Source organism: Pseudomyxococcus flavus, from assembly GCF_050038885.1.
GTDB classification, from domain to species: Bacteria; Myxococcota; Myxococcia; order Myxococcales; family Myxococcaceae; genus Myxococcus; species Myxococcus flavus.
In genome coordinates this window covers 6,427,219-6,452,652 of record NZ_CP143624.1, presented here as the reverse complement: position 1 = coordinate 6,452,652, position 25,434 = coordinate 6,427,219, and the positions used below count along the sequence as shown (strand labels likewise).

Sequence of the window (25,434 nt, the reverse complement as noted above, 5' to 3'; positions counted from 1 at the left end):
GCGGGGCTTCCAGGCGCCGCTCAGGTGTCGTCGCGGGAGCGGTCGTCGCTGGCGTCCGGCGAAGGACCGTCCGGCAGCGGCGGCGCCAGGGGCCCCAGCGGAGCGGTCATCTCCAGCCGCTCGCCCGTCTCGCGGGAGTCGGGCAGCGCGATGAGGGCCTGGAGCTGCAGGCTCACCGCGCGGAAGAAGCCTGTCAGCAGCTCCGGCCGGTCCGCGAGCAGGTCGAGGAAGTCCCGCCGGTCGATGATGAGCACGCGCGTGTCCACCGCGGCCACCATGTCCGTGGGGCGCGGCGCGCCGTCGAGCAGGCTCACCTCACCGAAGGCCTGCTTGCCCTGGAAGCGCAGCACGTGCTCGCCGTCGTGGAAGGCATCCACGGCGCCCTCGACGATGACGTAGAGCGCGTCGCCCGGATCGCCCTGGGCGTAGATGCGCTCACCCGCGCGGAACGAGGCCTCGCGGGCCACGGCGGCGATGGCGGCGATGTCGTCCACGTCGCTCTGGGAGAAGACGCTCACGCCTTCCAGCGCGAACATCCGCTGGACCGTTCTGTCACTCATGTCACCTTCCTGCGGGAGGACGTGCAGCCCGTTCACCCACGCCACGTGGCGGGCGCACGCGCGCAGCACTCCGTCTTCGCTCTGAACCAACGCGGCCAGCCGCCGCCACAACCGGCCCGGCGCCCCGGGCGGGAGCTCGCGGTGGTGGGCCTCCACCTGCTCCATCACCAGCTCCCGGTCCTCTTCGTCGACCAGGTTCTCCAGCAGCTCCAGCGCCAGCGCCCGGCGGCGCGGGTCCGGCCCCACCAGGTTGTAGTGGATGCCGCGCATCACGTGCGACGGGTGGAGCAGCCCCAGCAGGAAGAAGCACAGCTCCAGCGCCTGGTCCATCCGGTCGCCCACGGCGCGCGTGAGCAGCGAGCCATCCCCCAGCGCCGCGCGCAGGTCGCGGAAGGCCCCCACCAGGTTCCGGTACACCTCCCGCCGCCGCCCCAGGGCCTCGCGCACGCGCTCCACGTCCACCGGGTGCTCGGGGTGCTCGTCCCGCAGGCGCGACATCTGCGCGCCAATCCGGAAGTGCAGCGAGGCGTCGTCCCGCACGTTGGAGAACAGCAGCGCGTCCAGCGCCGCCGGCGTTCCGATGCCACGCAGCACGCGAGGCAGTTGCAGCCGCATGGCCAGCGGCGCCGTGAGGTTGTTGAGCTGGTCCTCCACCAGCGGCGTCACCTGGTCTCCCAGCGCCACGAGCGCCTCGCGCGCCGCCTTGCGCTCCTCGCGCCAGGTGAGGAACGGCAGCACCCGGGGCGCCAGCTCCGCGTAGCCGCCCTTGCCCACGGCCACGAGCGCCACATGCCGCACGGAGCCATCCGCGTCCTCCAGGTAGCGCGCCAGCGGCTCCGCGAAGCGCGAGTCCTGGAGCCGCCCCAGCAGTCGCGCCACCTCGCGGCGCTCGGCCACGGGCGCGCCCTCGCCGCGAGACAGCATCGCCTGCAGCGCATCCAGCGCCGCGGCGCTCCCCGTCGACTTCACCAGCGCGCCAATGGCCGCGCACCGCAGGCCCACGTCCGGGTGGTTCAGCAGTGCCGGCAGCAGGCGCTCGGCCCGCTCCGGGGACAGCCGCGCCAGGGCCCACACGGCCTGATCCCTGGGACGGCGCGGCCCTTCCTCCACCAGCCGCTCCAGCACGGGCGCCAGCTCGTGGGCCTCCAGCTCCAGGGCCAGTGAGACGCCGCGCTCCAGCACGCGCTCGTGCGGGTGGCGCAGCAGCGCGGGCAGGTACGGCCGCAGCGGCACCTCCGCCTGCTCCATCATCGCCACCGCGCGCAGCACCCGCTCCGGAGCCGGCGCCGCCAGGGCCTCGGCGAGCAGCCGCTGCTCCTCCTCGCCCTCCAGCGCCACGTCCTCTTCCTCGGGCGCCCCCACCTGCTCGCCCAGCGCGGCCACGTAGGCGGGCTTCAGCCGCACCAGCAGCAGGCCCAGCGCGGCGCACATGCCCACCACCGCCACCGCCATGGTGACGCCGTTGGCCGCGCGGCCCGCGCCGATGAGCAGCACGCCCGCCAGCACCACGCCGCCCTTGCGCAGCAGGCCGTCCACCGTGGCGCGCAGGCCCTCGCGCTGGTCGTCCGGCACCGCCGCGTAGAGCAGCTGGATGCCCACCGGGAGGATGGAGTAGCTCACCGCCGTCTCCACCAGGCGCAGCAGGTGCACCGGCCACAGGCTGGGCGTCACCAGCGCCGCGCCCGCCAGCGGCGCCAGCACCAGGGGCACCAGCGCGACGTAGCGCAAGAGCCCCAGCCGCTTCAGCAGCCGCTGCGCGACCAGGAGCTGGAAGGCGACGCAGAAGAGGCCAATCCACAGCTGGAGCGAGCCGAAGAGCGCCGTCAGCGCGTCCTCGCTCAGCGTGCCCTCCAGGCGCAGCCGGAACAGGTAGTCCACGAACGAGGACAGCACCGCGAACGCGATGCCCAGCGCCGCCAGCACCTGGGCGTAGGGACTCTCCGCCAGGTAGCGCAGCCCCAGGAAGGACGCGGGGCGGCCCCGCGGGGGCGGGGGCGGCACGCCCTTGTACAGGTGGTGGAAGATGGCGCCCGCGGCGAGCAACCCCAGCGCCCCGCTCACGACGATGGCCGGCGTGCCCAGCTTCTCCGCCAGCCCCTGCACCAGCAGGCCTCCGGCGATGCCGCCGCCCATGGCGAAGCCGTTGAGCGCGGTGAAGGCCCGCCGCGCCTCGCGCGCGTCGAACGTGGCGGCCATGCGGCCCCAGAAGCGGAAGGACACGAACGTGGAGAACGTGTCCGCGAAGAGATACAGCGCCAGCGCGGGAAACCGCTGCCCCGCGGACAGCGCCGCCGCCAGCACCAGCGACACCACCCCGCCCATGCCCGTCAGCAGCCCCGGCGACTCGAAGGGCGAGCCCGGCTTCGAGCGCGGCAGCACCGTCATCGCCGCCGTCATCAGCGCGCCCAGCAGGTACAGGTAGGGCAGCGCTTGCGACTCGAAGCGCGACAGCACCAGGGCGTTGGAAGCCGTCTTCAGCTGCGTCACCCCTGCGATGAGCGCGAACTGAAAGGCTGCCGCCGGCCACAGGCGGCGGTTCCAGGATGAGGAGTCAGAGGGGGGCACGGTGGGAGTGCGCGGCAGACTACTCCACGCCCTCCTGCCCCAAGAATAGCGCTGTCGTGCGAGGTCCCGCCCGCCTGCCCTCCGGCCGGTGGCCATGTCACGCCGGACACCCCCACCCGACTTCCGCCGCCACACTGAAATCGTTGGAGCCGCGAGCAACGACCTCCAAGTCCGCCCGCTCGGATTCCAGCGCGGCTACACTGTGTCGGTGACGACCGCCACCGACACGCTGCTGGACGGCACCCACACGGTGCTCACCCCCGAGTACGTGGAGTTCCGCTTCACGCTGGCGGGCCTGTACTCGCGGTTCCTGGCGTGGCTGCTGGATGCCTTCATCGTCTTCGCGCTCACCAGCGCCATCCTGACGGCGCTCAGCCTGGTGATGATGGCCTTCCCGGGCTTCGCCAGCGCGCTGGGCATCGTCGTCTACTTCCTGGTGGACTGGGGTTACGCGATAACACTGGAGACGGTGTGGAGCGGGCGCACCGTGGGCAAGCGGGTGATGTCGCTGCGGGTCATCCAGGAGAGCGGCGTGCGCATCGGCTTCTACCACGCGGCGCTGCGCAACCTGGCGCGCCCGGTGGACCGGCTGCCGGTGTTCTACCTGGTGGGTGGGATTGCCGCGCTCGTGTCGAGCAACCAGCAGCGGCTGGGGGACATGCTGGCGGGGACCATCGTCGTGCGCGAGCGCCGCCTGCGGGTGCCCGCCGCGCTGGGCGCCGCCGCGGGCGAAGGCCTGCTGACGGACCCGCTCTTCGTGTCGCGCGTGAAGCGGCTGTCCGCCGAGGAGCGGGAGGTGGTGCTGACGGCGGCGCTGCGGCGCGAGGAGCTGCGCATGGAAGCGCGGCTCCGGCTGTTCGCCGCGCTCGGCGCGCGGCTGCAGGACGCGCTGGCGCTGGAGAAGCCCGCCCACCTCTCGGACGAGAAGTGGGCGTTGCTGGTGGCCGCCGCCCTGCTGCCTCCGAAGGGGAAGGCTAGAAGTACGCCGCCGCGCCGAGCGACAGCGTGAGCGTGTTCTGCGTCTCCTCGTTGAGCGCGATGTAGAAGTTGTACTGCGCGCGCGCGCCGATGCTGACCGAGTCCGACACGAAGAAGTCGACGCCGGCGTTGGGGCCGATGCCCACGAAGTTGCTGACGTTGTTCTTGAAGACGACGAGGTAGCTCAGGTCCGAACCCACGTAGGGGCGGATGGACTCCTCCATGAGCAGGTACCGGATGCCGATGGACGGCGCCAGGCCCACCACGCGCTTCTGGTCGCGGCTCGTGGTGTCGCGGGGGAAGGTAATCTTGGAGAGGGAGACCACCTCGAAGCCGTTCTCGATGTAGAGACTGGCGTCGATTCCAACGAACATCGAGTTGTCCAGGCCTCGGGTATCGTTGAAGTCCATGTAACCCAGCGACACGCCCAGGCTGCGGTTGGCGAACTGGGCATGAGCCGGGGCGGCCGCGAGAAGGGCCAGGGTGAAGCCAAGAGTGCAGAGCAGGGTACGCATGGGCCCTCACTCTACCGGCGTAACCCCCGGAAAACAGCTTGGATTCAAGCCACCCCGGGCGTTGCCTGAGCGCGGGCGCTCTCCTACACTCGCCCCGCCATGCGTGTCCGCCGACTTGTCGCTGCGCTGTCCCTGGTCTCCGCCCTCCCGTTCACCGCCTGCGTCAAGACGCCGCCGCCGCATGAACGGGCGCTCATCAACAACGAGCTATGCGTCCAGGAGATGGCCAAGGGCGACCTGACGCGCGCGGAGACGTTCTGCGACCTGGGCCTGGAGTTCTCCCCCCAGTACGCGGACCTCTGGTCCAACAAGGGCGTCATCGCCCGGTACGCGGGCCGGAACGACGACGCGAAGAAGCACTTCATCAAGGCCCTGCGCTACAACCAGGAGCATCTCCAAGCCTACCAGAACCTCGGCGGCATCTACCTGGAGGAGGGCGCCTACGGGAAGGCGCACGACAACTTCCGGCGGGCCCTGAAGGTCAATCCGGACAACCTGGAGTCGCGCTACAATCTGGCCCTGGCCCTGATGAAGATGGGGAAGCTGGACGAGTCCAGGAAGGAGCTGCGCACCCTCCTGGCCGTCAACCCCGGCATCGCGGACGCCCACCACACCCTGGGCGTCATCGCCTACGCGGAGGGCGAGTACGACGAGGCGGGTGAGCACCTCCTCCGGGCCACGCAGCTGGTCCAGAACTCGCCCCAGATGTGGCACGACCTGGGCACCGTCCTGATGGAGCTGGGGCGCTTCCCGGAAGCCCGCGAGGCCTTCGGCAACTGCGCCCAGCTCGACGAAAAGAACAGCAACTGCATCAACAACCTGGCCCTGGCCCAGCGCAAGACGGCCCTCACCGACGCGGCCTTCAAGGAGATCAAGGACACACAGCAGGCGGAGAACTCCGCGCCCGCGCTCTACATGCTCGCCCGCCAGTACCGGGAGAAGGGGCTGCTGGCCGAGGAGGAGGCCACCTATCGCAAGTGCGTGAAGCTGGATTCGAAGTACGCCGCCTGCCACTACGGCCTCTTCGAGCTCTTCTCCGAGGCCCACAAGCGCGAGCACGCGACCATCGCCTGCAAGAACTTCCTGAAGTACGGGACGTCAGAGGAATTCCCCACCGAGTACCAGACGTGTGAGAGATTCCTGAGCGACGCGACGTTCTGATGTCCCGCCTTCTCGACTCCCCTCTTCCGCGATGAGCGTTCGTCTCACCGTTACGCAGCGCAGCGAGGCCGGCGCTGCCCCGAGCACCGAGTTCGTCCTCGACGACGCGGTCATCACCCTGGGCCGCGACAAGGCCTGCCAGGTGGTGCTCGCCCAGCAGGCAGTGTCGCGCAACCACGCGCGCATCCTCCAGGAAGGGACGCTCTTCTTCCTCGAGGACCTGGGCAGCTCGTACGGCACGCAGATCAACGGCAAGCCGGTGCCCAAGGGCGAGAAGCGCCTGCTGCGTAACGGCGACGTCATCGCCATTGCCACGTACGACGTGCGCTTCGACCGGGTGTTGGACCACCTGAACGGCGAGGCCGGGGCCGAGAAGACGGCCTTCATCGCCCGGGGCATGGTGAAGGATGCCATGCGCGGCCTGGCCGGCGGCGAGGAGCGCTACCTGCGCTTCATGAACGGCCCCCGCGAGGGCGAGCGCATCGAGCTGGGGGACGCGAAAGAAGTCATCCTGGGTCGCGACGAGAAGGACGCGGACATCATCCTCAAGGATGACCTCGTCTCCCGGAAGCACGCCAAGGTGCGCCGCGACTGGTCCGGCACGCACGTGGAGGACCTGGGCAGCCGCAACGGCATCAAGGTCAACAAGAAGCGGGTCAACCGCCGGCAGCTCAAGGATGGTGACGAGCTGGAGGTGGGCGCCACCCGCTTCGTGTACGTGGACCCGACCGAGCCCGCCGAGGAGCCCGTCCAGCTGGCGAACGAGGTGAAGGCGGCGCCGCCCCCCTCCCCCCGGCGCCCGCGCCCGGAGCCCAAGCCCGTGGAGCCCCCGCCCGAGGAGCCAGCGCCCCCCGAGGAGCCGGCGCCTCCACCGGAGGAGCCTCCCGCCGAGGACCCCGCCCCGCCACCCGAGGAGCCTCCCATAGAGGAGCCGCCCCCGCCGATGTCGGCGGAGTACCCCGTGCCGGACGAACCCGCCGCGCCGAGCGCGATGTCCGCGCTGAAGGACAAGGGGAAGCTCGTGCCCCTCATCGTCATGGGGCTGGTGGGCCTGATCTTCCTGGTGCTGACGATTGCCGTGCTCGCGGGCGCCTAGTTTCCAGGCGCCGTGAGCACCGCCAGTGCCGCCGGGACTGCGTGACCTGCCGCCAGGTGGCCCGCATCGCCAGGGACGCCCGTGCGCGGGCCCGTCCCCCTGGCACCGCTCACAAGCTGCTGCATCCGCCCGCGGAAGTACATGGGGGTCCGAGGCCACGGGCGGGATGCTGCCGCGTCCGCCCGCGCGTCCCTGTCGCGCGCGGGCGTGAGGCGCGCCGCGGCTAGCGCGTGGAGATGCGCGCCACCGGCTGGATGTTCAGCTCGGGCGACAGCTCCTGGTAGCTGAGCACGGAGAACGAGGGGTTGAACTCGTACTCCAGCAGCTTGCGGACGTAGCGCCGGATGTCCATGGCCGTGAGGATGACGGGCCGCTGGGCGCTGGGCGGCAGGTGGCCGCACTCCGAGCGCACCGCCTGCACGATTTCCTGCGCCAGCTCCGGCTCCAGCGCCAGGTGCGCGCCCGCCGAGGTGCGCTTCACCGAGCCGCGGATGGCGTCCTCGATGTTCGGGTCCAGCAGGTACACCACCAGGGTGCCCGTTCCACGCGCGTACTTGTGGGAGATGTAGCGGCGCTGGGACGCGCGAACATGCTCGGTGAGCATGACGTTGTCCGCCTCCACCTGCCCGTACTCGGCCAGGGCCTGGAGGATGCCGCGCAGGTCGCGGATGGAGATTTCCTCCTCCACCAGGCGCTGCAGGATGTCCGTCAGCTTCAGCACGTTGACGACCTTGGGGATGACCTCCTTCACGATTGCGGGGAAGGCCTTCTCCAGCTGCTCCAGCATCGTCTGCACCTCCTGCACGCCGACGAACTCGCGGGCGTTGCGCCGCAGCACGGCGGCCATGTGCAGGATGATGTAGCCGGGCACGTCCCAGGTCGTGAGGCCGGCGGCCTCCAGCGTCTCGCGGTACTGCTCGGGGACCCACGCCGCGGGCTGCCGGGTGGCGGGATTCACCGCCTCGAAGCCCTGGATGTTCATGAGCCGCAGCCGGTCCACCGTGTCGTTCACGAGCACGTGGCCCAGCGTGGCCTGGCCGGTGACGACGGGAACCTCGTTGATTTGAATCTGGTACGCACCCGGCGGCAGCGAGCCGTTGCCTCGCGCGCGCACGCCCGGGAAGCGGACGCCCAGCTCCACGAAGAGGCCATCGCGCATGAACGGGATGAGCTCGAAGAGGAACTTCCCGTTGTCCTGGCGCGAGTCCACGTAGGGCACCAGCGCGTCGGAGACCTCCAGGACGATGGGCGTGACGACGGGGATGAACAGCTCGGAGTCCGGGTTGAGCGGCTCCTTGGGCGCAGGCTCCGTGGCCATCGGCGTGCCCAGGTCCGTCTCCATCGCCGGACCGGCCTCGTCCGCCGCCACCGCCTGCTGCTGCTTCTTCAGCATCGTCCAGGCGCCCAGGCCCGCACCGATGCCCAGCAGGAAGAAGGGAATCTTGGGCAGACCGGGCACCAGGCCCAGGACGATGAGCATGCCCGAGGCGATGGCGATGGCCTTCGGATAGGCCGTCAGCTGGGAGCCCATGTCCATGCCCAGGTGATTGCCCTCTTCCTCGCCAGCGACGCGCGTCACGATGATACCGGCGCAGGTGGACACGAGGATGGCGGGAATCATGCCGACGAGACCGTCACCGATGGTGAGCAGCGTGTACTTCTGCGCCGCGTCGCCGGCCGACATGCCCTTCTGCGTCACGCCGATGATGAGGCCACCGACGATGTTGACGACGGTGATGATGATGCTCGCGATGGCATCGCCCTTCACGAACTTCATGGCGCCGTCCATGGCGCCGAAGAGCTGGCTCTCGCGCTCCAGGTCGCGGCGCTTCTTCTTGCCCTGCTCCTGATCGATGGAGCCGGCCCGCAGGTCGGCGTCGATGGACATCTGCTTGCCGGGCATCGCGTCCAGGGTGAAGCGAGCGGCCACTTCGGCGACGCGCTCCGAACCCTTGGAAATCACGATGAAGTTCACGATGACCAGGATGATGAAGAGGATGGCGCCGACGACGAAGTTGCCCTGCACCACGAAGTTTCCGAACGCCACCACCACCTCCCCCGGATCACCGGTGAGGAGGATGAGACGCGTGGTGGAGATGGTCAGCGCCAGCCGGAACATCGTGGTGATGAGCAACAGCGTCGGGAACACCGACAGCTGGAGCGCCGCCGGGACGTAGAGGGACACGAGGAGCAGCACCACCGAGATGCTGATGTTCAGCGTCAGCAACACGTCCAGCAGCAGCGTGGGCAGCGGGACGATCATCATCCCGACGATGGCCACGACCACCACGGCGAGGACGATGTCGGAGTACTTGGCGAGGAAGCTGTTCGAATTGGTGGCAGCCATCAGCGGACAGGCATCCTAGGCCAACCCGCCCCCCTTCTGTCAGGGGGGGCGTCACGAAGTGCGCCCTGCCGGCTCGGGCCGAGGCCGAAGCAGCCGGGCAGTCAACCGACCTGGACTTTCGTTCTTGCGCCGCGCCCCGCCGCGCGGGTTCATCCCCCTGTCGTGCCCTGCCATCCTGGAGGGCCGGGGCAGGCCACGAGATACCTGGGAGAACACGATGCGACTGAAGAGTGCCGTGGGCAGGGGTCTTCCGTTGTTGCTGCTGGGGGCGTCCCTGGCCTGTTCAGCCTGCTCGGACAATGGCTCCTCGACCCCGAACCCGCCCCCCAACCCCGGGAACACCGAGGCCCACGTCGTCAAGGGCCGGGCCACGGACGCCACCGGCAAGCCGCTGGCGGGGGTGGAGGTCGTGGCCGACAACCAGTTCCTCGGCGATTCCAACGTCGTGGGCGTCACCGGCGCGGACGGCACCTACCGGCTGGACCTGGGCCGGGCGGCGGTGACGTGGAACACCAGCGCGAGCCTCCAGCGCGAGTTCAACGGCCGCACCTACACGTTCGACCTGCATCCCAGAAACCCGAGCCCCTTCGCGGGGAACGAGGGCGCCGTCCGGGACTTCACCTGGAAGCTCACGGGCACGCGTCCGGGAGGCGGCTTCTACGGCAGCGGCGTCTATTTCGACCTCAGGGACTATGTGGATCCTTCCGACCCGGACCAGGCGGTGACGCGTGAGCACATCGAGCTGACGCTGACGCCGACGGGGCCGCTGGTGGACGGCAGCACCGGGGCACCGGTGACGGGCCGTGGCACCAGCACGCCGGACGGCTTCGGGCTCCAGGACCTGCCGCTGGGCCGCTACACGGTGACGGGTCGCTATGCTCCGCCGGGCCAGGCCGTGCGCCCCCTGGTGGTGCGTGTGCAGGACCAGGGCAACTATGCCGAGTCCGTGACGGCGGACTTCCAGCCCGTCATGGAGGACCTGTACCGCATGGACCTGGAGCTGAAGTTCCCCTGAGCCCGGCTGGGGGTGGGCCCGGGCCGAGCACGGCCCGGCCCTATGCGGCGCCGTCGCTGCCAGACTCGGTGGAGGGCGACTCCTCGGCGCTCTCCAGCGCCGCCGCGGCCAGCATCCGGGCGCGCGCGCTGAGCGGGTCCTGCCCTTCCGGATCCAGGCCCACCGCGTGATTGAAGTCCCGGGCGGCCTCGTGGACCTTGCCCAGCCGCAGGTGGACCTCGCCACGGTTGACGAAGGGCGTGAGGTCGGTGGGGTCCAGCTCGATGGCGCGATTGAAGTAGGACTCGGCCAGGTCCAGGTCCTCCAGCGCCAGGTGGCAGGCCCCCAGCGCCGTCTGGAAGTAGGCCTCGGTGGGGTCCATGGCCGCCAGGGACTGGAACAAGGTCAGCGACTCGCGGAAGCGGCCGTCCTGGAAGAGGTTGAAGCCTTCCGTGGCCCGCTCGAGCATCTCCGGACCGGACAGGGGCTTCACGTCGTCGTTGGTCACCGAAGCCTTGGATTCAGTCGTCATCTGCACACATCCCTCACGAGGGCGGGAGGACGGCCCCGGCGGCCGGTAGGGCAAGCGGCACCGGGCGCCGGGAGCTTAGACTGTTATCGGCTTTTCCACCAAAACGGTGCGCCCCTCCTGGCGCGTTCTTCCGGCCCCAGCGGGAAAAAATGGATCAGAAAATGGGGAGGAAACTTCCGGCCCCCGTTCCCCCATAATCCGTATGTAAGCAGCGCCGCCGCAAACCACTCGCTTTCCAAACTTCTGGAGAACGCCATGACCACCGCTACCGCTTCCGCCGCCGCCCTCACCAAGGCCCTCGGTCACAGCCAGGGCCTCAGCGCCCTCGAGCAGAAGTCCCTCGCCGGTCTGACGGGCGTCGACCGCGACCGCGCCGAGGCCCAGCTGATGCTCCAGAAGCGCCAGGAGACCGTCGCCTTCGTCTCCAACATCATGAAGATGCTCAACCAGATCGCGATGAGCCAGATCTCCAACCTCAAGTAATCGAGGTTGCAGCGCAGCTCTCGGGACCAGTCCCCTCTTCGGGGGCTGGTCCTTTTCTTTTGGGCGTCGCGGGCGCTGAAAACGACGAGGTCCGGGTCGAGCGACCTCCGCTCGACTCGGACCTGGCGTGCTGGACGCGGCCTGGAACCTAGCGCGTCTTCGGCTTCTGGAGCTGCTCCGCCTGCTGCTTCAAGGTCCGCAGCGTCGCGTGAGCGCGCTGCGTCGCCCGGCGGTTGAGCCCCGGATCCCGCTGGATGGCCTTGCTGAGGTCCGCGAGCGCCTCGGGCACGTGGCCGCGGCGCAGGTGGATTTCCCCGCGGCCCACGAGTGCATCCACATGGCCCTCGTTGAACTGGAGCGCCAGCTGGAACTCCTCGAACGCCTCGTCGAAGCGCTCCAGCGTCATGTACGTCGCCGCGAGCTGCGCATGGAAGACGGCGTTGGTGGGCGAGGCCACGACCAGCCCCCTGAAGATCTGCAGCGCCTGGGAGGTGCTCCCCGCCTGCAGGAGCTGGTGAGCCTTGTTCGCCCAGCCATAAAGCTGCTCGTCGGAGATGCCAAGGAACTGCCCCAGGGTGAGCTCCCCCCGGATGACAGCCTCCGCGACAGCCTCGGGAACGGCATCCTGCTTCGTCTCACCCTTGGGAGCTCTGTCGCTCACGCCAACCTCAGAAAAGGGCCCGGAGTCCTCCGGGCCCGGAAGCGTACGTCCAACAGCTAGAACGACTGGGGACCGCGGAAGCGGACGATATCATCCAGCTTCGACAGCCGCTCCAGGGTTCCGAACATGCCGCTCAGCGCCTTGAAGGCCTCGTTCAGCCCGGCGCGGTGCTGCGCCTTGTCGTACGAGCCAAACAGGTCGTCCGCCTTGCGGTAGGGGTTGAAGCCGTTCGCGCTCGTGTTCTTCAGCTGGTCGAACGCCTTGCTGATGGACTCGAACTTCTCGTTCAGCTTGCCCAGCTCCGACCACAGCGGCTTCTGGGCCGAGGCCGACGACGACGTCCCCATGTCCCAGGTCTGCGCCTTGAGGCCGGCATACGGGGAGTCGGCCTTCGCCGAGTAGTTGAACGCCGGCGTGCGCCCCTCGGTGATGACCACATCCCCCGTCTTGAAGGTCTCGCCGCCGTTGGTGTCGCCCGTGATTTCGCGGCCCTCGAAGGTCCAGTCGGCCGTGGTCTTCCCCATGTTGAAGAAGTCCGTCTTCGAAGCCGAGTGGAAGCGGACGACCTCGTCGACGCCGTCCTGGGTGACCTTGCCGACCTTGCCCTTGCCCTTGTCGATGTCCGTCACGCGCACGTGGCTGTCACCGGAGACGATGTCGAGCTGGCCCGTCACCGTCATGCCGTTGCCCCAGGGCTTGCACGTGACGTTGATGTGGGTGCCGTCGCCCAGGACGAACGCCGTGTCGCGCTTGAAGTCGAACTTGCCGCCGTCGCTCTCGTCAACGTGCGGGTCACCCCAGACCCGGGTGTGCTCGCCGTCCGGCCCGGTGACCTTCCACTCGAACTGACCGAGCTGCTCGATGACGTAGCCACCGGGGGTGGTGATCTTCCCATCTTCGGACACCTTCAGGGAGTTGGCCTCCCGCACGGCGTCCAGGGGGTTGGGGGGCTCGGCCGGAAACGCGCCGCTCACCCCCGCGGTGTCGGCCTGCTTCGTCGGAGCAGCCTGGGACATCTGATCCAGCGCCTGCCCCGCGACGCCCACCGCCTTCTCCGCGAGGCCGACCGCCTTCTCCACCAGATTCAGCGTCGACTCGATGAGCTGAGCATTCCGCGCAATCGTTGAGGTATTGACGTTGCCCTGCGCCTGCGTCGTGGTGAGCTGCCGATTGCCACCCACTCCGCCAATTCCGTTCGACATGTCGATGCTCCCGGGGGAGGAAATGTTCGGTACCGATTCACCTTATTGTCGCAGCGGAGCCCCGGGAGTTTCGCGTCGAGAGCCACCCCCAGGTCAGAAAAATGGGGGAGGCCGCCCCGCCCCGGGGCCCTCCCCTTGTCAGCCGGGAAAAATGGATCGGAAAATGGGGAGGAAACTTCCGGCCCCCATTTCCCCATAATCCGTATGTAAGCAGCGCCGCCGCAAACCACTCGCTTTCCAAACTTCTGGAGAACGCCATGACCACCGCTACCGCTTCCGCCGCCGCCCTCACCAAGGCCCTCGGTCACAGCCAGGGCCTCAGCGCCCTCGAGCAGAAGTCCCTCGCCGGTCTGACGGGCGTCGACCGCGACCGCGCCGAGGCCCAGCTGATGCTCCAGAAGCGCCAGGAGACCGTCGCCTTCGTCTCCAACATCATGAAGATGCTCAACCAGATCGCGATGAGCCAGATCTCCAACCTCAAGTAATCGAGGTTGCAGCGCAGCTCTCGGGACCAGCCCCCTCTTCGGGGGCTGGTCCTTTTCTTTTGGGCGTCGCGGGCGCCAGGTTCGGCCGCCCCACCCACGCTGACACGCGGTGACTGCCCCTGAAAACGACACCGCCGCCCCGGTCGAGGACCCGGGCGGCGGCAGGTGAAGCATCCGGCTGTGGGCAGCGTGTGCTCGCTGGCGACTACTCCCACATGTCCTTGAGGAGCTCCTTGCGGCGGTTCATCAAGTTGTTGAAGAAGTTGTCGTCCCGCATCTTGTTGATGACCGCGTTCGTCTCGTGCTTCGACGTGGTCTTCTCGGCCTCGGCCTTGATCTCCGCGGTCGTGGCGTTGGGGTTGTTCCGGATGAACGCCTCCATGTCCGCCTGGACCTTCTCCTTCACCTGATTGATCCGGTTGTCGCCCAGGTGCTTCAGGCTGCCCTTGATCTCCGGATCATTCATCCGGTTGACGGCGGCATCCAGCACGCCCTGCCAGGCCTGCTTCTTCTCCGTGGCAGTGGGCGCCGAAGACCGTGCAGTCGTCTGGGTGTTCGAAATCTTGATGCTCATGGAGCGACTCCTCGAGAGGGAAGGAACGTCTCGACTGAGTTATCGGAGGCGCCAGGCCTGAAGTTGCGTCACCGACGCCGGGAGGCCCGTCCTGGCGCTAGCCCTTGAGCTTGCCCAGGCTCGGGTTCTTCATCCAGGCCTTGAAGGACTCCAGCTCCTTCTGCTCGGCCTTGACGTCCGGCTGAACGGACGGCGGCGGCGGCACGTCTCCGGTCAGCGCCCCGTGCTTCTTGCTGCTCGTCTCGAACGCATCCTTCGCCCCCTTGGGCGCGCCCGCGGCGGGAGCAGGCGCCGGCGCGGCGACGGGCGCGGCGGCAGCAGGGGCGTCTTCCGTCGCGAACCCGCGCGCGGCCAGGTAGGCCTGCATCCACTCCACGGCCTCCGTCACGACGGGGGGCATGGTGGCCAGCGCCGGCGTCTTCGACGCCTCGTTCAGGTGCCGGGAAAAGGCATCCTTCACGTCCTGATACAGCTGGAAGTTCAGGGAAGAGCCAGGCCGCGTGTTGGCCAGCAGCCCGGCCATCTTCCGCATCACCTGCTGCAGCGTGCCCGTCGCGGACTTCGCCTGGTTCTCCAGCTCGGTGATGATGCCCTCGCGCTTGGCGAGAATCTCGGGGGGAGCCTCCGGAGGCATCTGGGCGGGGACGCGCGGATCAGGATTCGGGTTCGACATGTCAACGACCTCCCTGACGACGAAGAATTGAGCGCCGGGCAGCCTACCAGACTCCCCGGAAGATCAGTCGATTCCGGATGTGAAATGCCGCCCTCAGCGGCGGCTCAAGGCGGAAATCATGGCCACGGCCTTGCGCACCACCGGGTCGTCCCCGGGCTGCATCGCCGCCGCCCGCCGCAGGTCCTCCAGGGCCTGGGGCTTCTGGCCCAGGGCCAGCTTCACCTCGGCGCGGCCCACGTAGACGGAGGGGTCCTGGGGCGACAGCTTCGCGGCCACGTCGAAGGCGGCGAGCGCCCCCTGGCCGTTCCCCGCGGCCATCTCCACCACGCCCAGGGCCTTGGCGAAGTACGCGTCCGTCGGGTTGACGGCGTACAGCCCCTGGAAGAGCGTGCGCGCCTCGTTCACCCGGCCCTGGTAGAAGAAGAAATAGGCCGTCTTGGCGATGGCGTAGAGCTCATCGTCCGAGTAGCCACGCACCTCGCGCAGCGTGGCCTTGCCGTCCGCCCAGCGCTGCAGCAGGGCATCCAGCTTCGCCTCGTCCTTCGGATCATCCGGGTCCAGGGCCGGCATGGTGCTAGTAGCCCTCGTCCTTCTGCGCGTCCCACATGCGCCGGATGATCTCCTTCGTCTCCTCGTTGACCTGATCCACCAGCGACAGCATGGCGGACTCGCGGTGCAGCAGCGCCTTGAGGCGCTCGAGCCGGTCGGGCGCCGCCTTCACCTTGCCCAGGCCCCGCTCCAGCATGCGGCGCTGGTCCTCGTGGCCGCGGCCCGCCACGCTGGCCAGGTGGGGCCGGTCGCTGAAGCCCTCCAGGTCCGCGTCGTGCCCGCCCGGGTGCGGGGGCAGCGGCAGGCGGAGCTCCTCCGAGGAGTGCGCCGGCCCGATGAAGTCCAGCAGCGCCGCGGACGCCAGCGCGGGGTTCTTCGGGTTGGCCGCCTTGCGAAGCTTCTTCCGGTCGACCTGCGACGGGTCGACGAGCCGCTCACGGACGCTGCGGGGACCGCCCCAGGGCCACAGGGACGGATTCGGAGACGGATTGTTGATTCTGGCCATCGTGATACCGAACCTCACTCCAGATGGGTGGGGGACGTCCAGCCCCCCTAAGTAGGCCGCCAGAAGTTCCGAGACAAATTCCGGCCGCATGCACAGCTTCCAGGGCATGCGACCGGCAAGGAGCCCTGCCGAGCTGGGGCTGACAGCATACGACAGGCGGAAGCTGGAGCGGGCGCTGCGGCAGGCACGCGATGCCCGCCACTTCCGCCGCCTTCTCGCCATCAAGCTCATCGCCGAGGGCAAAGGCCCGGGCGAGGCCTCGCACCTGGCGGCCTTGAGTCGGCCGGCCGTCTACTTCTGGTTGGAGCGCTACCTGACAAAGCGCACCCCGTCCGCACTGGTGGATGCCCCGCGCTCAGGGCGGCCCAGAAAAGCCCCGCGTCTGACCTCTGAGCGTCTGCGCAGGGTGGTACGCGCCAGTCCCGAGAAGGCGGGCTGGGCCAGCCATGGCTGGACGGTGCCGCTGCTGTGCACCCACCTGAAGCGCAAGGGTTTCGAGGTGTCAGCCCGCACGCTGCGCCGACGGTTGCATGAGGCGGGCCTGGCGTGGAAGCGGCCGCGGTACGTGTATGCGACGGCGGCGCCTCACCCGGGGCAGAAAAAGGGGGCCTTGTTCGCCGTCTGAAGCGGCTCAAGCGCCAGTGGCCCCGGGCGGTGCTGCTTGTCATGGACAGCACGCTGCTGCGCTGGTTTCCACCGCTGCGCGCGATGTGGACTCCGGTAGGCGAGCAGGCGTTGGTGAAAATTACCGGCGAGAATGCCAAGCGCACGCTGTGGGGCGCCATCAATCCACGCACCGGCAGGCGCGTCGTCATGGCGACCCGGCGCGGCAGGCAGGAGGACTTCATGGCCTTCCTGCGTGCACTGCGCGCTGCCTACCCCGGTCGCTCACTGCTGCTGGTGCTCGACAGGGCCAGCTGTCACACCGCCCAGAAGTCTCAGCGGCTCGCCGCTCGTCTCGGTATCCACCTGGTGCTGCTGCCCAAGCAGCGCTCGGAGCTCAACTGCATGGACCACCTTTGGCGTCCGCTCAAGCAGCACGTGTCGGCCAATCGGCAGTACCCTACGGTGGAGCAGCACGTCGACGCCGCCATCGAGTGGGTGCTAGCCCTCTCGCCCCAGGACGCCCTCCGCAAGGCAGGCTGCCTCGCCGAGGGCTTCTGGCTGCGCGATTTGTTAGAGAACTTCTGGCGACCTACTTAGCGCCGATTGGCCGCGGCCGCCTGCTCGCGCTGCAGCTCGTAGACGAAGTTCAGGACCTCGGCCACGGCGTCATATAGCTCTTCGGGAATCTCCTGCCCCACGTCCACGCGGTAGAGGGCGTTGGCCAGGTTCACGTTCCGCATGACCGGGATGTTGTGCTCCCGGGCAATCTCGCGAATCTTCTCCGCCTTGAGCCGCATGCCCTTGGCCACCACGCGCGGAGCGCCGTCCTTCTCCTTGTCGTACTTCAGCGCGATGGCGATTTCGGCGTCGTCACTCATGGAAGGCCCCGCTGTCCCTGCATGATAGCCGCACCCCGCCCCGTCACGCGCGGCCCTCGGGGGCCGGCTGGCCGGCCTTCAGGCCGTAGACGAAGTTGAGGACCTCGGCGACCGCGTCGTACAGCTCCTCCGGGATTTCGTGCCCCACCTCCACCCGCAACAGGGCGTGGGCCAGGGGCACGTTGCGCAGCGTGGGCACGTCCTGCTCGCGGGCAATGGCCTTGATGCGCTCGGCCTTGAAGTCGATGCCCCGGGCGAGCACGCGCGGCGCGCCGTCCTTCTCCCGGTCGTACTTGAGGGCCACCGCCACGTGGTCCGGGTTGGTGACGATGACGTCCGCCTCGCGCACGGCCTCCATCTGCGCACCCTCCATGATTTCCTGGTGCATCTCCTTGCGCTTGGCCTTGTGGTGCGGGTCGCCCTCGCTCTGCTTGTACTCCTTCTTGACCTCCTCCTTCGTCATCATCATGTCCTTCATGAAGGACTTGCGCTGCCACCAGACGTCGAAGACGCCGAAGAGGACGAACAGCAGCGCCACCCGCGTGGCCACGCGCGTCACCAGCTCCCCCATGATGCTCATGATGGCGCGCGTGTCCTGGCGCACCGTCTCCGCCACCAGGGGCATGGAGTCCCGCACCACGCCGTAGACGACGTAGGCGGTGACGGTGATTTTGATGAGGTTCTTCAGCAGCTCAACAATCGCCTTCTTGTTGAGCAGGTTCTTCAAGCCCTGGATGGGGTTGAGCTTCTCCATCTTCGGCATCAGCGGATCCATGGTGAAGAGCGTCCCCACCTGGAGGTACTCCATCAGTCCGCCGACAATGGCCCCGCCCGCCAGCACCGGCAGCGACACCAGCAGCAGCGCGCGCAGGCCCAGATAGAGCATCTGCCCGGTGGCCACCGCCAGGCCCTCGGGGTTCGACAGGTGGTCGAAGGAGAACGCGAAGAGCGACGTCAGCTCCGTCTCCATCATGTCCCAGCTGAACTTGAGCGCGCCCAGGCCCACCAGCAGCACGCCCACGCCGCTCAGGTCCTTGCTCTTCCAGACCTGACCCTTCTTGCGTGAGTCATCCAGCTTCTTCTGGGATGGCTCCTCTGTTTTTTCTCCGCTCTCGTCCGACATGGCGTGTCCGGGATGAGGGGCTCAGGACAGGAGCCGCAGGGCCTGGTTCAGCATCCGCAGCATGTGGGCCATCTCCCCCTGCATGCGGGTCATCAGCGCGCCCACCACCAGGAACACGAGGAGCACGCTCACCAGGGGCTTGATGGACATCGAGATGAAGAACACCTGGATTTGCGGCGCCACGCGGTTGATGGCGCCCAGCGCCACGTCGGTGAGGAAGGTGGCCAGCATGGCCGGCGCGGCCAGCGCCAGGCTCACCCGGAGCAGGTCCGCGAACACGCGGAGCATCATGTCGAAGAAGGGCCACGGCCCGTCGGTGAAGCGGGGGAAGCCGTCCAGCGGAATCGCCACGAGGCTGTCCCCCAGCGCCTGGATGACCCGGTGGTGCCCGTCCAGGGTGAGGAACAGCACCACCGCGAGCTGGACCTTGAAGCTGGAGAAGAGCGTCACCTGCTGTCCGAGCTGCGGCACGTACAGCTGCGCGTTGTTGCTGCCGGACATGGTGTCCACCAGGTTGCCGGCCACGCGCGCCGCCTCGAAGAGCGTGTTGATGACGAAGGCCATCGTGAAGCCGACGAAGACCTCCTTCGCCATCAGCGCGATGTACGGCATCGCGCTCGTGGGGATGGACGGCACCGAGCCCGCGATGAGCGGATAGAGGACGATGGAGAGCGTCAGCCCGATGCCCATCTTCAGCTCGGTGGGGACCACCTCGCCGCCCAGGAAGGGGCTGAAGATGAGCACGGGCATCACCCGGCACATCACCAGCGCCACCGTGAAGATGACCGCCGAGACGTTGGCCCGGGTGCCCAGCTCTGCCACGAGGTCCGCGACGTTCATTTGATGAGCGCGGGGAACCTGTCGAAGACGTGGAACGTGAAGCGCACCAGCTGGCTGCCAATCCACGGGCCCGCCAGCGCCAGGATGCCGAAGACGGCGACCACCTTCGGCGCGAAGGTGAGCGTCTGCTCCTGAATCTGCGTGGTGGCCTGGAACAGCGAGATGACGAACCCCACCAGCAGGCTCATCAGCACCGGCGGCGCCGACGCGACGAGCACCAGGAACAGGGCCTCCTGGGTGATGAACGTGAGCTGATTCATGGAGCCCTCTTCCTACAGGTAGCCAACGACCAGGCCCTTGGCGATGAGATACCAACCGTCCACGAGCACGAACAGCAGCAGCTTGAACGGCATGGAGATGGTGGTCGGCGACAGCATGTGCATGCCCAGCGCCAGCAGGATGTTGGCCACCACCATGTCGATGACGATGAACGGGACGAACAGGAGGAAGCCTATCTGGAAGGCCTCCTTCAGCTCGGACACCACGAAGGCCGGGATGATGACCATGAAGTCCTTGTCCTCCACGGCATCGCGGTCCTCGCCCTGGCGCATCTTCTTGGCGAGGTTGTAGAAGAGCGCGCGGTCCTTGGTGGTGACCTTCTTCATGAGCCACTCACGCAGCGGCTCCTTGGACTTGCCGGCCGCGTTCAGCATGGACCCCACCGTCTCCGAGGAGAAGACGCCGGGCCCCTTCGCCCAGATGTCCACGCCCGCCGCGCGGTACATCTGCTGGCCCACCGGGGCCATGATGTAGACGGTGAGGATGACCGCCAGGCCGGTGATGACCTGGGTGGGCGGAATCTGCTGCGTGCCCAGCGCCGAGCGGACGATGGAGAGCACCACCGAAATCTTCACGAAGCTGGTCACCATCATCAGCGCGAAGGGCACCAGGCCCATGGCCGCGAGCGCGAGGATGAGGATGAGCGGGCGCGAGGCGAACGAGTCGCTGTTGACGGCCTCGTTGACCACCGAGTCGGGAATGGCCGGGCCCCCGCGCTTCTGGGCGAGCGCCGTGAAGGGATGGACGGCGACCGCGGCCGCGAACAGCCAGGGCGCGACGCGCGGGAGACGGGGACGGTCAGGGGAGAAGAGTTTCACGGGCACGGTCGTCAGGAGCCGGGGGGCTGGGAAGGCGAGCCACCGCCGCGGCGGGAGAGGAGCTTCTGGAGGAATGGGCTCAGTGGAACTGCGTTCGTCTGCGGGCGCTGCGCGCGAATGCGCTCCACCGCCTCCACATCCAGCTTCGACAACAGCTGCAAACCGCCCTCGCCGCCGCCCACCAGCAGGTACTCGTCCGCGGCCTTCACCACGAAGAGGCTGCGGCGCTGATCCAGGGGCAGCCGCTCCACCACGGAGACCAGCGGCTGGCGGCCCATGGCCGCGCCCTGGAGCCCCATCAGCTTGCGCAGGCCCACGTTCAGCGTGAGGTAGATGGACGCCACCACCACGCCCAGCACCAGCAGCGTGCGCACCAGCGCCCAGCCCAGGCTCTCCGGCTCCTCGGCCTCCGGTAGGGTGTCACCCGGAGGGCTGCCCCAGCCCGGCTCCGCGCGCCGGGCCCCCGCGCCCGTCAGCTCCGCGTCCAGCGCCCGGTCCGCCTCCAGCAGCGCGGGGTCCGCGTCCTGCGAGGGTGCCGCCGGAACGGCCTCGGAAGGAGGCGCGGAGGGCGCCTGCGCGGCCCCGCCGTTCGCCTCGGCCTTCACCATGGGGGCGCCCGGGGTGGACGTGGACGGAGCCTGGGCCATGGCGACGGCCGGCGCGAACACCAGCGCGGCACCCAGCAACAGGCGAATGAGAGGGGGATGGAGGACTGCCATGACTGGGCGCGAGGCTAGTGCATCAGCAGGAGGACCGCCACGGGCCCCGCCCGGTCGGCCGCACCTGCCTGCCTGCTTCGCCTCGCCTGGGACTCACCCCGCCAGGGTGATGATGCGCACGCCCAGCTGGCCTTCCAGCTCCACCAGCTCACCTCGCGCCACCACCTTGCCGTTGACGGACAGCTCCACCGGCTCCCCTGGACCGCGGTTCAGCTCGATGACCTGCCCGGTGCGCAGCCCCACCACCTGCTGCGCGGTGACGGGCACGCGCGCCAGCTCCACGGCAATGTGCAGGGGCACGTCACCGAGCAGGTCGCTTCCGTCCGGCTTGCTCACATCGTCCAAGGCCGCCCCTTCCAGTTCCGGAGGCATGTCCAGCTCCGGGTTCGTGAAGTCCTCTTCTTCGTCCGCGGGCTCCGAGCTCGCCTCGGTCGCCGACCCCGGGTGGCCCGGCTCCCCGGGAACGATGTCGGTGATGCGGGCCCGGTAGCGCCCGTCCTCGCCGACGAACACCTCGGCCTCGGCCCGCCCCGCCGTCCCCTTCCCCACCCGCAGCTGCGCCGTGCCCTGCTCACCCTTGTCCGGCCGCGCCGAGAGCACGTCCACCAGGAGCACGTCCTTCACCCGCAGGCTCGCCAGGTCCTGGCCGGAAATCTCCGCCGAGCCAATCTCCGCGCGCAGCCAGGTGCGCACCGCCGACAGGCGGCTCGCGAAGGCCTCCAGGTCCGCCTTCACCCGCGCGCGCCGCTGCGCGCTCTCCACCGCCGGCTCGGCCGCGTCCAGCACCGCCGCGGGCACCACCAGCCGCACCATGCCGCTGTGCGGCCCCAGGGTCGCGTGCAGGTGGACCGCCAGCATGGGGCCGTCATCCCCCAGCCGGGCGGAGACCTCGTCCACGCCACGCGCCACGCCATCCAGCCGGGGGCGCGGCACCGCGGGCTGGAGCCCCGGCACCAGCAGCTTGAGCCCCTCGAGGACGACGTAGGCCATCACGCCCTCCTCGATGTCCGTCAGCGGGCGCAACCCCACCGTCTCACCGGCGCCGCCCAGCAGCAGGTCCACCGCCACGTGCGCCAGCGCCAGCTCCACCTCGAGCACCGCGCGGCCCTGGAGCGCCCCCGGCGCGAGCACCGCCAGGAAGGTGGGGTCGCCCAGGAAGCGCCGGAGCTCGGCCATGGGCCGCACCTGCACCGACTCCACCGTCAGGCGCACGTCCGCGTCGAACAGCTCCTTGAGCCGCGCCGCCACGGCGGCCGCGGTGCCCTGCGCGGGGGTCAGCCAGCGAAGCCGCTCCGCGAGCAGCCCCTGGGCCCGGGAGACCTTCTCCAGGTTCCGGAACACGAAGGGCTGCCAGGTCCGCGCCTGCGGCGCCGGAGGCTCCTGGGCCGCCGGGGCCTCCTGCGGCTCCGGGCGCGAGGGCCGCAGCTGGCGCAGGTCCACCAGCATCGTGCGCTCATGGACGCCCGGTCCTTCCTCCTCGGACTCGAGACTCATGCCTTCGCCTCGAAGCGGACGTCCTCGAGCCGGAGGCCCCGGCCGCTGAGCGCGGTGCGCAGGCCCTCACTGGCCGCCTCAAGCTGCCTGAGCACCTCGCGGTTGTCGCCGCTGAACGTGGCGGAGATCTTCCCGTTCCGCGCGCTGACCTTGATGGACAGGCCGCTGAGCACGTCGCCGCGCAGGTCGATCTGGAACTCCGCGTTGCCGGCGGCGTTGGTGCCCACCCGGACCCGGTCCACGATCTTCTGCGCAATCTCGCTGGCCAGGGCCCGCAGGCGCTCCGAGCCCGCGGTGTCCTTCGGCTTGGCCACCGGCACCGGTGCCATCAGCGCCGGGTTGAACCGGAAGCCGGGGGCCATGGCCTCCGAGCCGCCCTCCTTCTTGTCCTTGCCGCCGCCGCTGCCCTTGCCACCGCCCGCGTCGGCGTCCGCCCGGATGGCGGCGCCCCGCTCGGAGCTGACCTGCCCCAGGGCCGACTCGGCCTTGCCCAGGTCCTTCTCGCGGGTCTCCGTGGTCCGCTTGTCCTCGGTGCGCCGGGACTCCCGGGCGTCCGAGGCGCGCGAGCCGCTACGGGCCTCCGAGGACTGGGCCTGCGCCATGGACTGGGTCTGCGGCTGGACCAGCTCCTTCGTCGCGGGCTGCTGCTCCTGCTGCACCCGCTCGCCAAACGTCTTGCCCTGCTGCGTGGCCCGGGCGAGCACCGCCCGCGCCAGGCCGCCCTGCTGCTGGGGCGGCGCGGGCGCCGGGCCCGGCGGCTGCGATGGCTGCTGGGACTGCTGCATCAGCCGCTGGAAGGCGGAGGCCCCCTCCTGGCGCTTCTTGGCCTGGCCCTCGGCGAGCTTCTTCTCCTGGAGGAGGCGCTCGGCCAGGCGCGCTGCTTCGCGATCGTCGTCGACTCGGCTCATGACGTCATTCCAGGGGGTTGAGGAGGCGGCAGGTTACTTGCGCTGGCGCGCCAGGAACAAGGCGTTGCCAATCTCCTCCTGGTTCAGCTCCTCGCGCTGCTGCCGCTCGTACTTCACCTGCTTCTGCCAGTTCTCGCGGTGCTTCTCGATGGCCTTCAGCTCCTTGGCCGCGTCCGCCATCTCCCGGCGGCGCTGCTCCACCACCCGCTCGGCCACCTTGACGGCCTCCCGCTGGCGCTCGACCTCCAGCGCCACCTGCGCCTCCTCGTCCTTCAGGCGCTCCTCGAAGCGGTTCATCATGTTCATGCCATTGATGCCGGCGCCCTTGAACATGACCTCCTTCAGGTAGGCGGCCACCTTCGCCTTGCGCTCGCGCTTGCGCTGCTCCAGGTCATCGATGAGACGCTGGAGCTCCGCCTTCTCCTTCTCCAGGGCCTTGATGGCGGAGGAAAAGGCCTGCTCCGCCTCTTCCTTGGCCCGGGCGCGCATGTCCTGCAGGGCCTGCAACCGGTACGGGGGCATGGTGGGCCCATCCTAACCCGGAATCCCCGCCGCGCACCCCTGGCCCGTGCCTTACTCGTCGAACAGGCCGATGAGCTGCGACACCGTGTCCTCGAAGGCCGAGTTCGAGTGGGTGTCCTGCTTGAGGAAGTCGATGATGGCGTCGTACTTGTCGATGGCCTGATCCGTGCGGGGATCCGTCCCGTACTGGTACGCCCCCAGCAGGATGAGGTCGCGCTGCTTCTCGTACGTGGAGAGCAGCTCGCGCAGGCGCCCCGCGGCCTTCTTGTGGTCCTTGGAGACGATGCCGCTCATCACACGGCTGAGGCTGGCGAGCACGTCCATGGCCGGCCACTGGTTCCGCTCACCCAGGGCACGGTTGAGGATGAAGTGGCCGTCGAGAATACCGCGGACCTCGTCCGCGATGGGCTCCTCCATGTCACCGCCGGCCACCAGGCAGGTGTAGATGGCGGTGCACTTGCCCTTCTCCGAGTTGCCCGTGCGCTCCAGGATGCGCGGCAGCATGGAGAACACGCTCGGCGGGTAGCCCTGGCGAGCCGGAGGCTCACCCACGGCGAGGCCAATCTCACGCTGGGCGCGCGCCAGACGCGTCACGGTATCCAGCATGAAGAGCACGTTGCCGCCGCGCTCCCGGAAGTACTCCGCGATGGCGGTGGCCACGTAGGCCGCGCGCAGACGCACGAGGCTGGGCTGGTCGGAGGTGGCGCACACCAGCACGGAGCGCTTCATGCCCTCCTCGCCCATGGCGTCCTCGATGAACTCGCGCACCTCGCGGCCACGCTCGCCGATGAGGGCCACCACGCAGAGGTCCGCCTTGGTGTTGCGGGCAATCTGCCCCATCAAGGTGGACTTGCCCACGCCGGAGCCTGCGAAGAGGCCCACGCGCTGGCCTTCGCCCACCGTGAGGAGTCCGTCGATGCAGCGCACGCCCAGGGGCAGCGGCCGCTCGATGCGCTGGCGCGTGAAGGGGTCCGGGCAGTCGCGGTCCACGGACCAGTCGATGAGGCCCTCCTCCGGCAGCGGCTGGCCATCCATGGGCTCACCGATGCCGTTGAGCACGCGCCCCAGCAGCGCCTCTCCGCACTTGATGCTCAGCGGCTTGCCGGTGGGGATGACCTCGCTGTCCGGGCCGATGCCCTGCAGCTCGCCCAGGGGCATGAGCATCACCTCATCCCCCTGGAAGCCCACCACCTCCGCCTTCACCGAGCCGCGGTTGCGGCTCTTGATGAGCACCAGCTCGCCCACGCGCACATTGGGCACGCTGGCCTTGATGATGAGACCCGTCAGCTCGGTGACGCGGCCGCGCACGCGCACGACCTGGGCTTCCTTGATGAGGTCGAAGTACCGCGAGAGGTCGATGGCCATGG

At 69.0% G+C, this 25,434-nt stretch carries 28 protein-coding genes; 8 read left to right on the top strand and 20 right to left on the bottom strand.

Annotated elements, in window-relative coordinates; translation table 11 throughout:
• Positions 1–20: 20 nt before the first annotated feature.
• The gene (locus VZL07_RS27175) at positions 21–3,125 is read right to left on the bottom strand and encodes a cyclic nucleotide-binding domain-containing protein (RefSeq protein ID WP_426750684.1); all 3,105 of its coding nucleotides are present in this window, start codon (positions 3,123–3,125) and stop codon (positions 21–23) included.
• A gap of 202 nt (positions 3,126–3,327) precedes the next feature.
• Here VZL07_RS27175 and VZL07_RS27170 point away from each other — a divergent pair, with 202 nt between their 5' ends.
• Positions 3,328–4,134 carry an RDD family protein gene (locus VZL07_RS27170; RefSeq protein ID WP_426757381.1) on the top strand — a complete coding sequence of 269 codons (807 nt, stop codon included), beginning with the start codon at positions 3,328–3,330 and terminating at the stop codon, positions 4,132–4,134.
• Here VZL07_RS27170 and VZL07_RS27165 read toward each other — a convergent pair.
• On the bottom strand, positions 4,100–4,618 hold the full coding sequence (locus tag VZL07_RS27165; protein WP_426750683.1) for an outer membrane beta-barrel protein: 519 nt from the start codon (positions 4,616–4,618) through the stop codon (positions 4,100–4,102). The two genes, VZL07_RS27170 and VZL07_RS27165, sit on opposite strands and share 35 nt — an antisense overlap.
• 99 nt (positions 4,619–4,717) lie before the next feature.
• Here VZL07_RS27165 and VZL07_RS27160 point away from each other — a divergent pair, with 99 nt between their 5' ends.
• A complete protein-coding gene (locus tag VZL07_RS27160; RefSeq protein WP_426750682.1) occupies positions 4,718–5,779 on the top strand; it encodes a tetratricopeptide repeat protein in 1,062 nt (353 codons plus the stop codon).
• A 31-nt stretch (positions 5,780–5,810) separates the two neighbouring features.
• Positions 5,811–6,875, top strand: coding sequence for an FHA domain-containing protein (locus VZL07_RS27155; protein ID WP_426750681.1), 1,065 nt, complete (start codon positions 5,811–5,813; stop codon positions 6,873–6,875).
• A gap of 223 nt (positions 6,876–7,098) precedes the next feature.
• Here VZL07_RS27155 and sctV read toward each other — a convergent pair whose 3' ends face one another.
• Positions 7,099–9,222 (bottom strand): type III secretion system export apparatus subunit SctV, encoded by a 2,124-nt coding sequence (sctV, locus tag VZL07_RS27150; protein WP_426750679.1) that lies wholly within the window; start codon positions 9,220–9,222, stop codon positions 7,099–7,101.
• A gap of 217 nt (positions 9,223–9,439) precedes the next feature.
• Here sctV and VZL07_RS27145 point away from each other — a divergent pair, with 217 nt between their 5' ends.
• Positions 9,440–10,237 carry a carboxypeptidase-like regulatory domain-containing protein gene (locus tag VZL07_RS27145; RefSeq protein WP_426750678.1) on the top strand — a complete coding sequence of 266 codons (798 nt, stop codon included), beginning with the start codon at positions 9,440–9,442 and terminating at the stop codon, positions 10,235–10,237.
• Positions 10,238–10,277: 40 nt separating this feature from the next.
• Here the strand turns inward: VZL07_RS27145 and VZL07_RS27140 are convergent, their stop codons facing one another.
• A complete protein-coding gene (locus VZL07_RS27140; protein WP_426750676.1) occupies positions 10,278–10,748 on the bottom strand; it encodes a tetratricopeptide repeat protein in 471 nt (156 codons plus the stop codon).
• A 255-nt stretch (positions 10,749–11,003) separates the two neighbouring features.
• On the opposite strand from VZL07_RS27140, the gene VZL07_RS27135 reads away from it, so the two are divergent.
• Complete coding sequence (locus VZL07_RS27135; RefSeq protein ID WP_426750672.1) at positions 11,004–11,231, top strand: hypothetical protein; 228 nt, start codon at positions 11,004–11,006, stop codon at positions 11,229–11,231.
• Between the two features lie 148 nt (positions 11,232–11,379).
• On the opposite strand, the gene VZL07_RS27130 is transcribed toward VZL07_RS27135, so the two are convergent.
• Together VZL07_RS27130 and VZL07_RS27125 are read right to left on the bottom strand one after the other, a co-directional pair.
• On the bottom strand, positions 11,380–11,892 hold the full coding sequence (locus tag VZL07_RS27130) for a tetratricopeptide repeat protein (protein ID WP_426750675.1): 513 nt from the start codon (positions 11,890–11,892) through the stop codon (positions 11,380–11,382).
• A gap of 56 nt (positions 11,893–11,948) precedes the next feature.
• The gene (locus VZL07_RS27125) at positions 11,949–13,094 is read right to left on the bottom strand and encodes a DUF1521 domain-containing protein (RefSeq protein WP_426750674.1); all 1,146 of its coding nucleotides are present in this window, start codon (positions 13,092–13,094) and stop codon (positions 11,949–11,951) included.
• Positions 13,095–13,351: 257 nt separating this feature from the next.
• On the opposite strand from VZL07_RS27125, the gene VZL07_RS27120 reads away from it, so the two are divergent.
• Positions 13,352–13,579, top strand: a complete 228-nt coding sequence (locus VZL07_RS27120; protein WP_426750672.1) for a hypothetical protein — start codon at positions 13,352–13,354, stop codon at positions 13,577–13,579.
• 205 nt (positions 13,580–13,784) lie between these two features.
• On the opposite strand, the gene VZL07_RS27115 is transcribed toward VZL07_RS27120, so the two are convergent.
• From VZL07_RS27115 to VZL07_RS27100, 4 genes are all read right to left on the bottom strand, one after another.
• Positions 13,785–14,153 (bottom strand): hypothetical protein, encoded by a 369-nt coding sequence (locus VZL07_RS27115; protein ID WP_426750671.1) that lies wholly within the window; start codon positions 14,151–14,153, stop codon positions 13,785–13,787.
• 97 nt (positions 14,154–14,250) lie between these two features.
• Positions 14,251–14,826, bottom strand: coding sequence for a hypothetical protein (locus VZL07_RS27110; protein ID WP_426750670.1), 576 nt, complete (start codon positions 14,824–14,826; stop codon positions 14,251–14,253).
• Positions 14,827–14,919: 93 nt separating this feature from the next.
• Positions 14,920–15,396: a SycD/LcrH family type III secretion system chaperone gene (locus tag VZL07_RS27105; RefSeq protein ID WP_426750668.1), complete on the bottom strand. Its 477-nt coding sequence runs from the start codon at positions 15,394–15,396 to the stop codon at positions 14,920–14,922.
• 4 nt (positions 15,397–15,400) lie between these two features.
• Positions 15,401–15,880 (bottom strand): hypothetical protein, encoded by a 480-nt coding sequence (locus VZL07_RS27100; protein WP_426750667.1) that lies wholly within the window; start codon positions 15,878–15,880, stop codon positions 15,401–15,403.
• Between the two features lie 106 nt (positions 15,881–15,986).
• On the opposite strand from VZL07_RS27100, the gene VZL07_RS27095 reads away from it, so the two are divergent.
• Together VZL07_RS27095 and VZL07_RS27090 are read left to right on the top strand one after the other, a co-directional pair.
• Positions 15,987–16,505 (top strand): helix-turn-helix domain-containing protein, encoded by a 519-nt coding sequence (locus VZL07_RS27095; RefSeq protein ID WP_426750665.1) that lies wholly within the window; start codon positions 15,987–15,989, stop codon positions 16,503–16,505.
• 41 nt (positions 16,506–16,546) lie between these two features.
• Positions 16,547–17,083 (top strand): transposase, encoded by a 537-nt coding sequence (locus tag VZL07_RS27090; RefSeq protein WP_426750664.1) that lies wholly within the window; start codon positions 16,547–16,549, stop codon positions 17,081–17,083.
• Here the strand turns inward: VZL07_RS27090 and VZL07_RS27085 are convergent.
• The 10 genes from VZL07_RS27085 to sctN all read right to left on the bottom strand — a co-directional run bounded on the left by VZL07_RS27085 (position 17,080) and on the right by sctN (position 25,432).
• Positions 17,080–17,364: an EscU/YscU/HrcU family type III secretion system export apparatus switch protein gene (locus VZL07_RS27085; RefSeq protein ID WP_426750662.1), complete on the bottom strand. Its 285-nt coding sequence runs from the start codon at positions 17,362–17,364 to the stop codon at positions 17,080–17,082. The genes VZL07_RS27090 and VZL07_RS27085 overlap by 4 nt on opposite strands.
• A gap of 43 nt (positions 17,365–17,407) precedes the next feature.
• Positions 17,408–18,487, bottom strand: a complete 1,080-nt coding sequence (gene sctU / locus VZL07_RS27080) for a type III secretion system export apparatus subunit SctU (RefSeq protein WP_426750661.1) — start codon at positions 18,485–18,487, stop codon at positions 17,408–17,410.
• Positions 18,488–18,508: 21 nt separating this feature from the next.
• Positions 18,509–19,327, bottom strand: a complete 819-nt coding sequence (locus VZL07_RS27075; protein ID WP_426750660.1) for a flagellar biosynthetic protein FliR — start codon at positions 19,325–19,327, stop codon at positions 18,509–18,511.
• Complete coding sequence (gene fliQ, locus VZL07_RS27070) at positions 19,324–19,587, bottom strand: flagellar biosynthesis protein FliQ (RefSeq protein WP_090489471.1); 264 nt, start codon at positions 19,585–19,587, stop codon at positions 19,324–19,326. Before fliQ ends, VZL07_RS27075 begins: the two co-directional genes overlap by 4 nt.
• Before the next feature lie 12 nt (positions 19,588–19,599).
• Entirely contained in the window at positions 19,600–20,430 is an 831-nt protein-coding gene (sctR, locus tag VZL07_RS27065) for a type III secretion system export apparatus subunit SctR (RefSeq protein ID WP_426750659.1), read from the bottom strand.
• Between the two features lie 5 nt (positions 20,431–20,435).
• Positions 20,436–21,143 carry a flagellar biosynthetic protein FliO gene (locus VZL07_RS27060; RefSeq protein WP_426750658.1) on the bottom strand — a complete coding sequence of 236 codons (708 nt, stop codon included), beginning with the start codon at positions 21,141–21,143 and terminating at the stop codon, positions 20,436–20,438.
• 93 nt (positions 21,144–21,236) lie between these two features.
• Positions 21,237–22,637, bottom strand: a complete 1,401-nt coding sequence (sctQ, locus tag VZL07_RS27055; protein ID WP_426750656.1) for a type III secretion system cytoplasmic ring protein SctQ — start codon at positions 22,635–22,637, stop codon at positions 21,237–21,239.
• Positions 22,634–23,545 (bottom strand): flagellar hook-length control protein FliK, encoded by a 912-nt coding sequence (locus tag VZL07_RS27050; RefSeq protein ID WP_426750654.1) that lies wholly within the window; start codon positions 23,543–23,545, stop codon positions 22,634–22,636. Before VZL07_RS27050 ends, sctQ begins: the two co-directional genes overlap by 4 nt.
• 33 nt (positions 23,546–23,578) lie before the next feature.
• Positions 23,579–24,067, bottom strand: a complete 489-nt coding sequence (locus tag VZL07_RS27045) for a flagellar assembly protein FliH (RefSeq protein WP_426750653.1) — start codon at positions 24,065–24,067, stop codon at positions 23,579–23,581.
• 51 nt (positions 24,068–24,118) lie between these two features.
• The gene (sctN, locus tag VZL07_RS27040; RefSeq protein ID WP_426750651.1) at positions 24,119–25,432 is read right to left on the bottom strand and encodes a type III secretion system ATPase SctN; all 1,314 of its coding nucleotides are present in this window, start codon (positions 25,430–25,432) and stop codon (positions 24,119–24,121) included.
• Between the last annotated feature and the right edge of the window lie 2 nt (positions 25,433–25,434).